We start from the raw sequence: 13,931 nt of genomic DNA on the forward strand, positions 1-13,931 counted from the left end.
ATGGCAATGGTGGCGATCTATACGTGACCGCCTACCGCAATTCAGTCGCCAAGGTTATCGCTAACCGAGCCTTGTGCGCACCAACCGCAGGCAAAGGGTTGGCCTATTTTTTCAATACGTTGCGCCGGGTCCAGGACCCATGGCCGCGATTGCCACGGCGGCTGGTGACGCAGGTGCTGGGTGTGGCCACAGGAAAGCTCGGCCACCCAGTGACCGTCTTCATCCTGATGGAAGCCGGCGATTGTCGAATCCCGTTTGTCCGGGTTGTGTTCGCTTTCGCGCGATTGCTTCGCTAAACTTGGCCTTTCTATATTCTTCTGCAAAAGGTCTCGCCCCATGCTGATCGCCGCCAATAAGGCTGTCTCCATCGACTATACCCTGACCAACGACGCTGGTGAGGTCATCGACAGCTCCGCCGGCGGCGCTCCGCTGGTCTACCTGCAAGGCGCAGGCAACATCATCCCGGGCCTGGAAAAAGCTCTGGAAGGCAAGGCTGTTGGTGACGAGCTGGAAGTGTCCGTTGAGCCGGAAGACGCTTACGGCGAATACGCTGCCGAACTGGTCAGCACCCTGAGCCGCAGCATGTTCGAAGGCGTTGATGAGCTGGAAGTCGGCATGCAGTTCCACGCTTCGGCGCCGGACGGCCAGATGCAGATCGTGACCATCCGTGACCTGGACGGCGACGACGTCACCGTCGACGGCAACCACCCACTGGCCGGTCAGCGCCTGAACTTCAAAGTGAAGGTCGTTGCTATCCGTGACGCCAGCCAGGAAGAAGTCGCTCATGGCCACGTCCATGGCGAAGGTGGCCATCACCACTGATTTTCTGCGCTAAGCTTCGAGTACTGGAGAGGCGCCTGCGGGCGCCTTTTTAGTCCGCGGCTGTCCTTGGTGCTCTCGCCAAGTGGCTGTTTCGAGTAGAACACGGGAATCTGGAGTCCGTCATGAGTGCTTTTCACGACCTTAAGTTGACAGCCCTGGATGGTCAGGAGCTACCGCTGGCGCCATTCAAAGGCCAAGTCGTGCTGGTGGTCAACGTCGCCTCCAAATGCGGCTTGACCCCACAGTACGCGGCGCTGGAAAACCTCTACCAGCAATTCAAGGGCAAGGGCTTCAGTGTGCTGGGCCTGCCGTGCAATCAGTTTGCCGGTCAGGAGCCAGGTACCGAACAGCAAATCCAGGAGTTCTGCAGCCTGAACTATGGCGTGACGTTCCCGTTGTCGAGCAAGCTTGAAGTCAACGGCCATGATCGTCATCAGCTGTACCGCTTGCTGGCGGGCGAGGGTGCGGAGTTTCCGGGGGATATCACCTGGAACTTCGAGAAATTCCTGCTCGGCAAGGATGGCCGGGTATTGGCGCGATTCTCGCCGCGCACGCCGCCGGATGATCCGACCATTGTCCACGCGATTGAAAAAGCGCTGGGCTGAAACACAAAAATCGCAGCCATCGAGCTGCGATTTTTTTTGCCTGACTTTTGACCCTTAATCATTCAAATCAATAGTGCTGTTAAAAGGCGCTGACTGTTCATATTATCGCCGTCATAAAGTCATTCCCTGTGGAGCCTTCCAATGCCGGTGCAAGCCCTGTTCAAACCGTTCCACCTCGGTGCCCTCGAACTGCCGACCCGCGTGGTGATGGCGCCGATGACCCGCTCGTTTTCCCCGGGTGGCGTACCCAATTCCAAAGTGATCGAGTACTACCGTCGCCGCGCTGCGGCCGGTGTTGGTCTGATCATCACCGAAGGCACCACCGTCGGTCACAAGGCTTCCAACGGTTACCCGAATGTGCCGCAGTTCTTCGGCGAAGCGCCATTGGCCGGCTGGAAAAAAGTCGTCGACGCGGTGCATGCCGAGGGTGGGAAGATTGTTCCGCAACTGTGGCATGTCGGCAGCGTGCGCCGCATCGGCACCGAGCCGGACGCCAGCGTCCCGGCTTACGGCCCGACGGAAAAACTCAAGGATGGCCAGGTCGTGGTGCACGGCATGACCAAACAGGACATTCAGGACGTGATCGGTGCTTTCGCCCAAGCGGCGAAGGATGCGCAAAGCATCGGCATGGACGGCGTGGAAATCCACGGCGCCCACGGCTATCTGATCGACCAGTTCTTCTGGGAAGGCAGCAACCAGCGCACCGACGAATACGGCGGCAGCCTGGCCAACCGTTCGCGGTTCGCCATCGAGTTGATTCAAGCGGTGCGTGCGGCAGTCGGTGAAGGCTTCCCGATCATCTTCCGTTTTTCGCAGTGGAAGCAGCAGGATTACACCGCGCGTCTGGTGCAGACCCCGGAGGCGCTGGGCGAATTCCTCAAGCCGTTGGCCGACGCCGGGGTGGACATTTTCCACTGCTCGACGCGGCGTTTCTGGGAGCCTGAATTTGACGGTTCCGAGCTGAACCTGGCCGGCTGGACGCGCAAACTGACTGGCAAACCGACCATCACCGTAGGCAGCGTCGGTCTGGACGGCGAGTTCCTGCAGTTCATGGTCAACACCGACAAGGTCGCGCAACCGGCAAGCCTGGAGAAACTGCTGGAGCGTCTGAACAACGACGAGTTCGATCTGGTGGCAGTGGGCCGTGCGCTGCTGGTGGATCCGGACTGGGCGCTGAAAGTCCGTGAAGGGCGTGAGCAGGATATTCTGCCGTTCAGCCGTGAGGCGTTGATGACGCTGGTTTAAGCGTCGCCATTACCGACCCCTTCGCGAGCAGGCTCGCTCCCACAGGTTTCTCTGGGTTCACAGAATCTGTGTTCACTGAAGATCCCTTGTGGGAGCGAGCCTGCTCGCGAAGGCAGGTTCAAAATCAGCAAAGATCTAAGGTAATGTCTGCGCATTTGGCAACACCTGCTCCCGCAGACACGCGCCACGCAAATGCTTTTCAAACTGCTCGATGATCGCCGCCCACCCTTGGCGACTGGCATGCTGGCGCGCATTCAGGCGCACGCAACGCAAGGTCTCATCCTCCTCCAGCAACCACGCCGCCGCATCGCAGAACGCATCCTCATCTCCGGGCATCGCCAACACGCCGTTGTAACCGTGGCGAATGTGCTGCGCTGCCGCAGCCTGATCGTACGCCACCACCCCCAGCCCTGACGCCAGTGCTTCCAGCACCACATTGCCGAAGGTTTCGGTCATGCTTGGGAACAGGAAGATATCGCCGGACGCATAGTGCGCCGCCAGTGCTTCGCCGCGCTGTGAACCACAGAAGATCGCCTCGGGCAGCTCCTTTTCCAGCGCAGGCCGTTGCGGCCCGTCGCCGACCACGATCAGCTTCAGCTTGCGCTGTGGATAAGTGCCGCACAGGGTGTCGAAGCAGCGCTTGAGCAGGCCGAGGTTCTTTTCCGGGGCCAGCCGGCCGACGTGAATCACCGCGATGTCCTGCTCGCTCAGGCCCCATTGCTCACGCAAGCCGTTCAGGCGCTTGGACGGGTGAAACAACTGGCTGTCCACGCCGCGGGAGAGCAGGGCGAGGCGGTCGAAATGCCGACGCTCCAGTTCCAGGCGCTGACTGACACTGGGCACTAGGGTCATCGCCGAGCGGTTGTGAAACCAGCGCAGATAATGCGTGAGCAAGCGCGTCAGCAAACTCAGTCCGTACTGGTTGGTGTACTGCTGAAAATTGGTGTGAAAGCCGCTGACCACCGAGATCCCCAGGCGTCGCGCCGCACGCAACGCCGACAAACCGAGCGGGCCTTCGGTGGCGATGTACAAAACGTCCGGGCGATGACGCTTCCAGCGCCGCAGCAGCTTGTGCATCGACGACTGTCCCCATTGCAGACCGGGATAACCCGGCAACGGCCAGCCTCGACACAACAGCAAGGCATCGTCCTCGACGCGCTGCGGATCTCCCGCCTGGCGCGGTCGCACCAGTTCCACCTGATGCCCACGCGCGCGCAAGCCATCGCACAAGCGACCAAGGGTATTGGCCACCCCGTTGATTTCCGGTGGGAAGGTTTCGCTGATCAGGGTGATATGCAGAGCTGTCGTCATGACCTCAGTGTCGATTGAGGCGATGTCGTCATTGTGTCGAGTTGATGATCGATTGATGACAGCTGCTTACCGTGTGCCTAAACCTTTTGCCTGCCCGGTCGTTAGCCTTGACTTGAACTCTTTCCAGGAAATATGGCTGTGTCCGAGAATGCTTATGCACCGCCTGAGGCGGAACTTTTGGTTGCGGATGAACAAACACCAGAGTTTTATGTTGTTGCACGGTGGAAGTTCATTCTGCTGGCGATCCTCAGTTTTGGCCTGTATTTCTACTTCTGGATTTACAAAAACTGGAGTCAGTACAAGCGCAGTACTCGACAGGAACTATGGCCGTGGGCGCGAGCGTTTTTCTATTTGTTTTTCGTGCATCAGCTTTATCGGCAAGCCAAAAAACGAATCCATGACAGAGGTGGAAAGTCCGATTGGGATCTTGAGCAATGGGCGACAGTCTTTGTTGTACTGACCGTAGTCGCGCACATATTCGAAAAGCTTCCCAAGCAGATTCCAGATCTGAGTTTTCTTGGCCTTGTCGCCTTGATCATGCTGCCGATAAGAGTTTATGTCGCAAGCCAAGGGCAACAACTGATCAATTTGGCCGCCAGCGATCCTCAAGGCCTGAGTAACAATCGCCTCAACGCCTGGAACTTGCTGATTATCTTGCCAGGCGCTGCGGCGTGGGTATTGGTAGGGCTGCTTCTAGGCGGCGTTTACCCCTGAGTTGCCAGAAGGATTGATGCCTGGAGGCTCAGACTTTTTCCTGAGCCAGCATCTCGGCACCGCGCTCACGCACCCAGAACAACGTCGCTCCCGCTACCGCCGCCGGCATCATCAGAATGTTGACCACCGGAATCAGCAGCGCCAGATAGACGATCCCGCCGAAACTCATGCTCTGCCAGCGTTTCTGCCGCAGCCAGGCGAGCATCTCGTTCCAGCCCAGTTTGTGGTTGTCCGCCGGGTAGTCGATGTACTGGATCGCCATCATCCACACGCCGAACAGCAGCCACAGCGGGGCGGCGACGATGTTCACTACCGGGATGAACGAGAGGATGAACAGGCCGATCGCCCGCGGCAGGAAATAGCCGAGTTTGCGCATTTCCCGGGCGAGGGTGCGCGGGATCATCGCAATCAGTTCGCCCCAGCTGAAGGCCGGGAAATCATCGGTGCCGCGTACCACCACTTCGACTTTTTCCGCGAGGAAGCCGTTGAACGGCGCAGCGATCACGTTGGCGAGCATGGTAAAGGTGAAAAACACCATCAACGCCACCAGCACCACGAACAGCGGCCAGAGAATGTAGCTGAGGAAACTCAGCCAGTCGGGCAGCGACGGCATCAGGCTGTCGACCCACAGGCTGAACTGATGGCCGGCCAGATAGATCAATCCGACGAACAGCACCAGGTTGATCGCCAGCGGCAGCAACACGAACAGGCGCAGGCCCGGGCTGAGAACCAGTTTGAGGCCTTCGCGCAGGTATTGCGGGCCGGACAGAACAGGGGCGGGCATAAGGTGCTCCGAGCAAGGGAAAACGCGCCGACCTTACCGACTTTGCAACAGGTGCGAAAGCGCGGCAGAGCGATCGACATTCACTGTAACAAAGACGTCGATCTGGTCGGAGTCTGCGTATAGAGACCACCTATGAGCTGGATTGTTAATCCGTATTTCCTTAATCTTGCCCCCCTCGATACGCTGCACCCAACTTTTTACAGGACTGTCGAGCTCATGCCTTCCCCAAGGTTATCCACAGTCCTTTTTTATTCCCGCCGGCAGTCCGGCGTTCCGCGCCAGTGTTTCGGCCCGGTCAACAGGAGCAGGTCATGTCTGAAGTCCGTCATTCGCGAGTGATTATTCTCGGTTCCGGCCCTGCCGGTTACAGCGCTGCGGTCTACGCCGCCCGTGCCAACCTCAAGCCACTGCTGATCACCGGCATGCAGGCTGGCGGTCAACTGACCACCACCACCGAAGTCGACAACTGGCCAGGTGACGTGCACGGCCTGACCGGTCCGGCCCTGATGGAGCGGATGCGCGAGCACGCCGAGCGTTTTGAAACCGAGATCGTTTTCGATCACATCAACGCCGTGGACTTCGCTGCCAAGCCGTACACCCTGACCGGCGACAGCGCGACTTACACCTGCGACGCCCTGATCATCGCCACCGGTGCCAGCGCTCGCTACCTGGGCCTGCCGTCGGAAGAAGCGTTCATGGGCAAAGGCGTTTCGGCCTGCGCGACCTGCGACGGTTTCTTCTACCGCAACAAGCCAGTGGCTGTGGTCGGTGGCGGCAACACCGCTGTTGAAGAGGCACTGTACCTGGCCAACATCGCCAGCACCGTGACTCTGATCCACCGTCGCGAAACCTTCCGCGCCGAGAAGATCCTGATCGACAAGCTCAACGCCCGCGTGGCCGAAGGCAAGATCATCCTCAAGTTGAACGCCAACCTCGACGAAGTGCTGGGCGACAACATGGGCGTGACCGGTGCGCGCCTCAAGAACAACGACGGCAGCTTCGACGAGATCAAAGTCGACGGCGTGTTCATCGCCATCGGCCACACTCCGAACACTTCGCTGTTCGAAGGCCAGTTGACCCTGAAGGACGGTTACCTGGTTGTGCAGGGCGGTCGTGACGGCAACGCCACTGCCACCAGCGTTGAAGGCATCTTTGCTGCCGGTGACGTGGCTGACCACGTTTACCGTCAGGCCATCACCTCGGCCGGCGCCGGCTGCATGGCGGCACTGGACACCGAGCGTTACCTGGACGGTCTGCAGAACGCTTCGTTCTAAATCGCAGACACAAAAAAACCGGCTTCGGCCGGTTTTTTTTGTGCCCGTTATTCACAGCCACCACTCAACAAATGTGGGAGCGAGCCTGCTCGCGAAGGCGTCATGTCAGGCAACATTCTGGATGTCTGATACACCGCTTTCGCGAGCAGGCTCGCTCCCACAGGGACTGGTGTTGGATCTGATATCAGCGACGGGTCAGCGGCTGCGTTTTGAACTTCACACCCGCCAGACCGTGCTTGATCAGCGCGCGAATATTGCCGTGGTCGCTGCCTTCAGGCGTCGCCACCACCGAGCGGTAATGCTCGCCGAATGCCAGCAGCGCTTCTTCATCGCTCAAGCCTTCCAGTAGCGCCAGACCCAGGGTCTTGCACGAACCTTCGTTCTGCCCGGCGGCGTTTTCCACGCCACCGTTGTTGAACGCCTGAGGCTGGTAGTCGTAACCGGCGGCGATGAAAGCCAGGGTGTCGGCGAAAGCGTGTTCGCCGCTTTTGAGGCTGGCGCGCAGGGTGTTCAGATCACTCATTGGGTTTTCCTTTGGCGAACGCCGCCTGTTGTTCGGCGCTGGCTTCTTGCTGGTATTGGGCTTTCCACTCGGCGTAAGGCATGCCGTAAACCACTTCACGGGCGTCGTCGAGGCTGACCTCGATCTGACGGTCATCGGCGGCAGCCTTGTACCACTTGGACAGGCAGTTGCGGCAGAACCCGGCGAGGTTCATCAGGTCGATGTTCTGCACGTCCTTACGGCTGTCCAGGTGGGCGACCAGCCGGCGGAAGGCGGCGGCTTCGAGTTCGAGGCGTTGTTGCTCGGTCATGATGGGCTCTGTGCAGGCTATTCGTGGCGCGGATGATAAAAGTCTGGCGACCAATGCGCCAGACACGCTCAGCGGCTCGCTGCAAGCGTTATTGACACCGACTCGGCAAAACGCAGCGCATGCGGCTTGTCGACTTCGACTTCGGCGTACAGCACTGCAGCATGAGTCATCACCAGATCCAGCAGTTCCTGGGTCAGGCGTTCGAGCAGCGCAAACCGATTGCCCTCGACGTGGGCGATGATCGCCTTGGTGATGGTGCGGTAATTCAGCGCGTGATCGATGTCGTTGTCGCGCACCGCTTCCTGCGCCGCGTACAGGATCGTGAGATTGATCAGCACATCCTGCTTGTTGAGGATCTCGTCCTCGTTGATCCCGATAAAGGTGCGCAAGCGCAGATCCTTGACCCGGATGCGCGCCATTCCCGGTTGAAGTTGTGACATTTACTTGCTCCGTCCAATCAATTGCAGGAACTCCTGGCGGGTGTTGCTCGAGTCGCGAAAGGCGCCGAGCATGACCGAGGTGTTCATGGTCGAATTCTGTTTCTCGACACCGCGCATCATCATGCACATGTGCCGGGCCTCGATGACCACCGCGACGCCGGCGGCATCGGTGACCTGTTGCACCGCATCGGCAATCTGCCGGGTGAGGTTTTCCTGAATCTGCAGGCGCCGGGCGAACATGTCCACCAGCCGCGCGATCTTCGACAGCCCCAGCACCTTGCCTGTCGGAATGTAAGCCACATGGGCCTTGCCGATGAAGGGCAGCAGGTGATGTTCGCACAACGAGTAGAGCTCGATGTCGGCGACGATGATCATCTCGTCGCTGTCGGAGGCAAACAGCGCGCCGTTGACGATCTGATCCACACTCTGTTCATAGCCGTGACACAGGTATTGCATGGCCTTGGCCGCGCGCAACGGGGTGTCGAGCAAGCCTTCGCGGTCGGGGTCTTCGCCGAGGCCGATGAGGATCTCGCGGTAATTCTCGGGCAGGGAACGGCTCATGGGTGATCCTCGCGTAGCAGCTTATTTGACGTGCCGTCCGCCGTTGACGGTCAGGGTCGTGCCGGTGACATAGGGGTTGTCGAGCAGATAGCGCAGGCTCTGGTAGATCACTTCGCTGCCGGGTTCGATGCCCAGCGCGGATTTGGCCAGCGCCCTGGCGCGGTACGCCGCGTCGTCGTCGGGATTGAACAATAGCAGGGCCGGCGCGATGCCGTTGACTTTGATTGCCGGCGCGTAGCGCGCGGCGAAGGACAGGGTCAGGCTGTCGAGCCCGGCTTTGCTGGCGCAATAACCGATGTGTTTGCTGCTGCCCTTGCGCGTGACGTCGTCGCTGATGTGGATGATGTCGGCCGGGGTCGAGCCTTTGAGCAGGTCGGCGCAGTGCAGGTTGATCAGATACGGCGCGAGCATGTGCACGTTGAGCATGCGCGAGAAGGCCTCGGCTTCACTGCCCGGGGTTTCCGCCAGCCATTCGGAGGCGTTGTGGACGATGGCGCGCAGGCAGTCGGTGTGGGTTTTCAGTTCATCGATGAAGGCGAGGATGGTGGCTTCGCTGGAGAAGTCCGCGAACACCGCGACAGCGCCCAGATCACGCAGGGCTTGTACGCCCGGACGTTCGCTGCGGTAGGTGAAGATGACCCGATGGCCGTCTTCAAGCAAACGCTGTGCGCAGTGCAGACCGACACGCTGGCCGGCACCGGTGATGAGGATCGGGGCGGAGGATTTGGACATGAACGGCTCGCGTCGCGGTTGGAGCAAAAACTATAACAGCGACATGAGCCATGCACCTATTGTCGGCCTTACCAATACCTGTGGGAGCGAGCCTGCTCGCGAATGCGGTGTCTCAGTCGACATCAATGTTGAATGTCAGTCCGTATTCGCGAGCGGGCTCGCTCCCACACAGAGATCATCGATTCTGCGTAGAGGGTGTTGCAGGCAAAGGTCGCGCAGGCACAGCGTTCAACCAGTTGGCCAGCAACCGCGTCGACAACGGAATAAAGAAATACACCATCAACGGCGTCAGGCACGCCGTGCTGATCAATACCCGCGGCAGCAGGCTCATCTCGCCGAGCAGCGGTCCGAGGACAAAGTTGAACAGCAGCGACACCGGGAAGAACGCCAGCCAGATCGCCACGGCCTGTTTCCAGCGTGGTGGCCGTTGACCGGCAGCGCCGAACCAGCCTTCGATGCCGCTGACCCGATGCTCCTTGGGATGCTCGAACAGATCGCTGCCCCGCGCCAGCCACGCGGTCCGCGAGACCGAGTGCTCCCAGGCGTGCAGGGTCTGCTCGTCGACGAAGCGGAAAATGATCTGGAATTCGTTGTCACCGGGTGGCGGAGCGAGCACGCCGGAACCCAGGTAACCGGGAAAGTCAGTGGCCAGTTGTTCGCCTTCGCGCAGCCAGGCAATCAGGTCCTGATAGCGGCCGTCGGCGACGCGACGCGCAACCATCAGCGTGACGGGGGAAGTAGACATTGTGTATCTCCATATTTCGAGTGCGGCGCTCCGGGTAGGAGGTTTCGCATTGCGCAAACCGGGGTAGGGGTCTGTGCTTTTCAACAAGCAAGGATTATTCCCGATTTTGATGACAGTTTCAGAGACTTTCGTCTCTGTTTATTGGGTTGAACCGACAGAGGGCATCGGATGTAGAATGGGATCCAAATTTACCGAGCGGACACACCAGCACCATGGCTGTTATCACGGACGCTAACCCTGCCTCGCAGGCTTCTGTCGCACTTGAGCGCGAAGAGTTGTTCCCTATTCGGGAGGTGTCGCGGCTGACCGGCGTCAACCCGGTAACGCTGCGTGCATGGGAGCGCCGCTACGGTTTGATCCAGCCGACGCGCACCGAAAGCGGGCACCGGTTGTATTCGATGACCGAAATCGAGCGCGTGCGCAGCATTGTCGACTGGATTGATCGCGGCGTTGCCGTGAGCAAGGTCGGCAAGATCCTGGCGAGGACCGAGCCGCTGAAAGCCTTGGCCCATATCATCCCCGATGATCTGGTCCAGGCCGATTACGCGCAATGGCAGCAGCAGGTGCAATTGGCCGTCAGTTCGTTCGACGACCGCGCGCTGGATCAGGTTTACAACCAGATCTTCTCGTCCTACTCGCTGCCGGTGGTGTTTCCGAACATTCTCATGCCTTTGTGGCTGCAGATGTTGCAGCGCCAGGATGCTTTCGGGCAGACCAGCGAGTGGCTGTTTTTCGACGGGTTCCTGCGGGCGCGGGTGTTGCAGCGGATCGTCGCGCTGCGCGGCACCCAGCCGCGCAAAGTGATTGTCAGTGCGCTCGCCGGTCAGTGTCGTGAACTCGAGCTACTGGTTGCCGCGTTGTTTCTCAGTGGCAATGATGCGGGCGTGCGGGTGCTGACCACCGGTCAGCCATTCGATGAGTTGGCGCTGGTGTGCGAGCGGATCAAGCCGCAGGCGCTGGTGCTGTTTTCCAACCATGCCCCCACCGCGGATTTGCCGCGCCGTCTGAATCGACTGGCCTTGAGTCTCGACTGTCAGGTAATGCTCGCCGGCGACGCTGCCGATCTGGCACAGGACAGTCTGGCCGGATCGTCGATCGGTTGTCTGGGCAATGAAGGAGCGACGATGCGTCAGCGCATGACGCAATTTCTCGCAGGTACGCTGGATACCTGAATATCAGGTGTGCAGGGCGGGGTGGGTCAGACGGTGTTGTTGCAGGATGAACTGGCGCAGCCGTTCGGTTTCATCGGCGTCGGTCTGGCTCAGCTCGTAGGCGTAGAAGCCGTGCTCGGTTTCGCGCTCGAAGTTGCCGCGCAGGGAAATCCGCTCGTAACCTGAAGGGCTGAACCACAGCGCGAAATGCTTGGGCGGTTTGGTCTTGTTGCGCATTTCCAGCAGCACGCCTTTGTGCGACACCTCGTGCACCCACATCATGCCCGGTTGCCCTTTGGCATTTTCCAGCGCGACCGGCTCTTCGAGAGTCAGGCGCCATGGGCGAATCATCGGCCCGTCTTCGTAAATGCTCGGCACGCCCAGGCGCAGGTGCAACGCGTGGAATTCGTCTTCCACCAGGTGCAGCGGAAAGGTCATTTGCTGATTTTCGAAATTGGCCTGAATGGTCACTTGCTCGTGAGCCGCCAGGCGTGTGAGCAGGTCACGGATCTGCGAACCTCCATTGACCAACAGGCTCGACGTCGCATCCCGCACATTGAGCTGCGGGTTGTGCTGCATGGTCTGGATGAAATCCAGCTCATCCTGGGTCAGGAGTGCGTCGCGTTGCATGGCCTGGCTCGAAAGAAATAGTTACAAAGTCATTGGTGATTGTAGTTACTGACACTTAGTTCGCAGTTTTGTTTGCGCCGTTCGTCGCTTTCAGGGCGGCGAGTTCGGCTTGCAAGGCGGCAACTTGTGCTTCCAGTTGTGCAACGCGTTGCTGCGCCTTGACCTGAACCGTGACATCTTTCTGCACACCGACGAAATAAGTCTGGCCGTCATCAGCGTTTTTCACCGTCGAAAGCGACAGTTCGTTCCAGAACGGGGTGCCGTCCTTGCGGTAGTTGCGCAGGATTTCCCGGCACGCCCCGCCGTTGTGCAAGGTGTCGCGAATCAGCGACAGACCGGCTTGATCGCGGTCTCCTGACTGCAGAAAGCGGCAGTCCTGATAAAGTATCTCTTCGCTGCTGTAACCGGTCAGGCGTTCGAAGGCCGGGTTCACGTAAATCAGGATGTTGTCCTGCTCGCCTTCCTTTTCGGCCACCACGATTCCATCGTTCGACGCGTTGATCACCATTTGCAGCAGACTGGCGTTGATCATCAATGAATCCTTTCAGTGTCGATAATGGCTGGCATTCTAGAAGTTCCAACGCCGCTGTCTACTGGCTATCACGGCGAATCGGGGCTGGATCGCGGCTTTTGCGTCGGACTGCTACTATCGCCGCTCTTTTTTTCAGCTTCAGGATCAGATTGATGAAAGTCGCCATCCTCTCCGGCTCGGTTTACGGCACGGCCGAAGAAGTCGCCCGTCACGCGCAGAACCTGCTGAAAGACGCCGGTTTTGAAACCTTCTACAACCCGCGCGCCAGCCTGGCGAATATCCAGGCGTTCGCACCTGAAGCGTTTCTCGCGGTGACGTCTACCACCGGCATGGGCGAATTGCCGGATAACCTGCAGCCGCTGTATTTCAGCCTTCGCGATCAGTTGCCAGCCGCGTGGCGCGGTTTGCCGGGTGCGGTGATCGGTTTGGGGGATGCCAGTTACGGCGATACGTTCTGTGGCGGCGGCGAACTGATGCGTGAGTTGTTCGCCGAACTGGGCGTGCGCGAAGTGCAGGAGATGCTGCGTCTGGACGCCAGCGAAAGCGTGACCCCGGAAACTGACGCTGAGCCATGGCTGGCGCAATTGATCGCCACGCTCAAGGGCTGATCGCGCGCTCACGCAGCAGAGCCATCCAGGCCTGCGCGGCTTTCGACAGATAGGCGCCTCGGCGCCAGATGAAGGCGATGTCCCAGCGCAAATAATCTGGCGCGCGCAAGGTCAGGCGCACCACGCCCGGACGCTCCAGTGCCCGGGCCACCACGCTGGGCAGCAGCACCACGCCTTGCCCGGCGGCCACCAGTGCCACGAGAAAATCCGCCTGCCCGCTGCGCCCGCCTTCTTTCGGGGTAAAGCCCAGTTGCTGGCAGGCCTGCAGTAAACGGTCATTGAGCACGAAGCTGCGCTGATACAACAGGAACGGCGTGTCGGCCAATTCCTCAAGGCCAATCTCGCCGCGCCCCGCCAACGGATGATCCACCGGCAATAACGCATCGAGTTTCTCATCGCAGAACGGCTGGAAATCGAACTGCGGATCTTTCGGCAGCAGGCTCCCGCCTAACTCCAGTTCGCCGCTGAGCACCGCTTGCTCGACATTGCGGCTGCCGCCTTCAAGCAATTGAATGCTGATGTTCGGATAGCGCCGGCGATACTCGGCGAACAACCCGGCGAACAGTGCATCACTGCCCAGCAGCGGCAGACCGAGGCGCAATTCGCCGCGTGCCAGTTGGCTCAGATCATCCAGTTCGCTGAGCAATTCATTGCGCAGGCGCAACATGCCCTCGGCGCGCTGCAGCACCACGCTGCCCGCGGCGGTCAGGCGCAATTGCGAGCCGAGTCGTTCGAGCAGCGGCGTGCCGAGGCTCTGCTCCAGTTGCGCGACTTGCTTGCTCACCGCCGACTGGCTGATGTGCAGGGTTTTCGCCGCCTGGGTGAAGCCGCCCTGATGCATGACTTCGACAAAACTGCGCAGCTGTTTGAATTCCATCTTCCGATTCCATTGTGGAATAGGACTGAGTCTAACAATTCGCTTCTGGGATGATAGGCCGCTTCGTAAAATAAGCCCCTGTAAGGAG

19 protein-coding genes are annotated in these 13,931 nt (G+C 59.6%); 7 read left to right on the plus strand and 12 right to left on the minus strand.

Features of this window, described 5'->3' with window-relative positions:
- Positions 1 to 41: 41 nt before the first annotated feature.
- A complete protein-coding gene (locus H043_RS0104430) occupies positions 42 to 368 on the minus strand; it encodes a DUF3565 domain-containing protein (RefSeq protein WP_027611099.1) in 327 nt (108 codons plus the stop codon).
- On the opposite strand from H043_RS0104430, the gene H043_RS0104435 reads away from it, so the two are divergent.
- The 3 genes from H043_RS0104435 (at position 337) to H043_RS0104445 (ending at position 2,672) form a co-directional block, all read left to right on the plus strand.
- Entirely contained in the window at positions 337 to 822 is a 486-nt protein-coding gene (locus tag H043_RS0104435; protein WP_007968032.1) for a peptidylprolyl isomerase, read from the plus strand. The genes H043_RS0104430 and H043_RS0104435 overlap by 32 nt on opposite strands.
- A 122-nt stretch (positions 823 to 944) precedes the next feature.
- Positions 945 to 1,427, plus strand: coding sequence for a glutathione peroxidase (locus tag H043_RS0104440; protein ID WP_027610864.1), 483 nt, complete (start codon positions 945 to 947; stop codon positions 1,425 to 1,427).
- A 141-nt stretch (positions 1,428 to 1,568) separates the two neighbouring features.
- Positions 1,569 to 2,672 carry an NADH:flavin oxidoreductase gene (locus tag H043_RS0104445; RefSeq protein WP_003221722.1) on the plus strand — a complete coding sequence of 368 codons (1,104 nt, stop codon included), beginning with the start codon at positions 1,569 to 1,571 and terminating at the stop codon, positions 2,670 to 2,672.
- A 135-nt stretch (positions 2,673 to 2,807) separates the two neighbouring features.
- On the opposite strand, the gene H043_RS0104450 is transcribed toward H043_RS0104445, so the two are convergent.
- Positions 2,808 to 4,007: a glycosyltransferase family 1 protein gene (locus H043_RS0104450; RefSeq protein ID WP_027610865.1), complete on the minus strand. Its 1,200-nt coding sequence runs from the start codon at positions 4,005 to 4,007 to the stop codon at positions 2,808 to 2,810.
- Between the two features lie 114 nt (positions 4,008 to 4,121).
- Here H043_RS0104450 and H043_RS28940 point away from each other — a divergent pair, with 114 nt between their 5' ends.
- Entirely contained in the window at positions 4,122 to 4,697 is a 576-nt protein-coding gene (locus tag H043_RS28940) for a hypothetical protein (RefSeq protein ID WP_146038509.1), read from the plus strand.
- A gap of 28 nt (positions 4,698 to 4,725) precedes the next feature.
- On the opposite strand, the gene cysZ is transcribed toward H043_RS28940, so the two are convergent.
- Complete coding sequence (gene cysZ / locus H043_RS0104460; RefSeq protein ID WP_027610866.1) at positions 4,726 to 5,481, minus strand: sulfate transporter CysZ; 756 nt, start codon at positions 5,479 to 5,481, stop codon at positions 4,726 to 4,728.
- A 311-nt stretch (positions 5,482 to 5,792) separates the two neighbouring features.
- Between cysZ and trxB the strand changes: the two genes are divergently transcribed.
- The gene (gene trxB / locus H043_RS0104465; RefSeq protein ID WP_003221727.1) at positions 5,793 to 6,755 is read left to right on the plus strand and encodes a thioredoxin-disulfide reductase; all 963 of its coding nucleotides are present in this window, start codon (positions 5,793 to 5,795) and stop codon (positions 6,753 to 6,755) included.
- A 184-nt stretch (positions 6,756 to 6,939) separates the two neighbouring features.
- Here trxB and H043_RS0104470 read toward each other — a convergent pair whose 3' ends face one another.
- The 6 genes from H043_RS0104470 to H043_RS0104495 form a co-directional block, all read right to left on the minus strand.
- Positions 6,940 to 7,278 (minus strand): HopJ type III effector protein, encoded by a 339-nt coding sequence (locus H043_RS0104470; RefSeq protein ID WP_027610867.1) that lies wholly within the window; start codon positions 7,276 to 7,278, stop codon positions 6,940 to 6,942.
- Complete coding sequence (locus H043_RS0104475; RefSeq protein ID WP_007968038.1) at positions 7,271 to 7,567, minus strand: DUF1244 domain-containing protein; 297 nt, start codon at positions 7,565 to 7,567, stop codon at positions 7,271 to 7,273. The genes H043_RS0104470 and H043_RS0104475 overlap by 8 nt, the downstream gene beginning before the upstream one ends.
- A gap of 68 nt (positions 7,568 to 7,635) precedes the next feature.
- On the minus strand, positions 7,636 to 8,007 hold the full coding sequence (gene folX, locus H043_RS0104480) for a dihydroneopterin triphosphate 2'-epimerase (RefSeq protein ID WP_007968040.1): 372 nt from the start codon (positions 8,005 to 8,007) through the stop codon (positions 7,636 to 7,638).
- Positions 8,008 to 8,568, minus strand: coding sequence for a GTP cyclohydrolase I FolE (gene folE / locus H043_RS0104485; protein ID WP_027610868.1), 561 nt, complete (start codon positions 8,566 to 8,568; stop codon positions 8,008 to 8,010). It lies immediately after the preceding gene.
- Between the two features lie 21 nt (positions 8,569 to 8,589).
- Complete coding sequence (gene folM, locus H043_RS0104490; protein WP_027610869.1) at positions 8,590 to 9,300, minus strand: dihydromonapterin reductase; 711 nt, start codon at positions 9,298 to 9,300, stop codon at positions 8,590 to 8,592.
- A 175-nt stretch (positions 9,301 to 9,475) separates the two neighbouring features.
- Complete coding sequence (locus H043_RS0104495) at positions 9,476 to 10,045, minus strand: antibiotic biosynthesis monooxygenase (RefSeq protein ID WP_027610870.1); 570 nt, start codon at positions 10,043 to 10,045, stop codon at positions 9,476 to 9,478.
- A gap of 212 nt (positions 10,046 to 10,257) precedes the next feature.
- Here H043_RS0104495 and H043_RS0104500 point away from each other — a divergent pair, with 212 nt between their 5' ends.
- A complete protein-coding gene (locus H043_RS0104500; RefSeq protein WP_027610871.1) occupies positions 10,258 to 11,217 on the plus strand; it encodes a MerR family transcriptional regulator in 960 nt (319 codons plus the stop codon).
- A gap of 3 nt (positions 11,218 to 11,220) precedes the next feature.
- Here the strand turns inward: H043_RS0104500 and H043_RS0104505 are convergent, their stop codons facing one another.
- Together H043_RS0104505 and H043_RS0104510 are read right to left on the minus strand one after the other, a co-directional pair.
- The gene (locus H043_RS0104505; RefSeq protein ID WP_027610872.1) at positions 11,221 to 11,826 is read right to left on the minus strand and encodes a hypothetical protein; all 606 of its coding nucleotides are present in this window, start codon (positions 11,824 to 11,826) and stop codon (positions 11,221 to 11,223) included.
- A gap of 55 nt (positions 11,827 to 11,881) precedes the next feature.
- Positions 11,882 to 12,358, minus strand: a complete 477-nt coding sequence (locus H043_RS0104510; RefSeq protein ID WP_027610873.1) for a PAS domain-containing protein — start codon at positions 12,356 to 12,358, stop codon at positions 11,882 to 11,884.
- 152 nt (positions 12,359 to 12,510) lie between these two features.
- Between H043_RS0104510 and H043_RS0104515 the strand changes: the two genes are divergently transcribed.
- Entirely contained in the window at positions 12,511 to 12,966 is a 456-nt protein-coding gene (locus tag H043_RS0104515; RefSeq protein WP_027610874.1) for a flavodoxin, read from the plus strand.
- Here the strand turns inward: H043_RS0104515 and H043_RS0104520 are convergent.
- Positions 12,956 to 13,843 (minus strand): LysR family transcriptional regulator, encoded by an 888-nt coding sequence (locus H043_RS0104520; protein ID WP_027610875.1) that lies wholly within the window; start codon positions 13,841 to 13,843, stop codon positions 12,956 to 12,958. The two genes, H043_RS0104515 and H043_RS0104520, sit on opposite strands and share 11 nt — an antisense overlap.
- Between the last annotated feature and the right edge of the window lie 88 nt (positions 13,844 to 13,931).

It is taken from the genome of Pseudomonas sp. URIL14HWK12:I6, from assembly GCF_000514195.1.
GTDB lineage: Bacteria > Pseudomonadota > Gammaproteobacteria > Pseudomonadales > Pseudomonadaceae > Aquipseudomonas > Aquipseudomonas putida_A.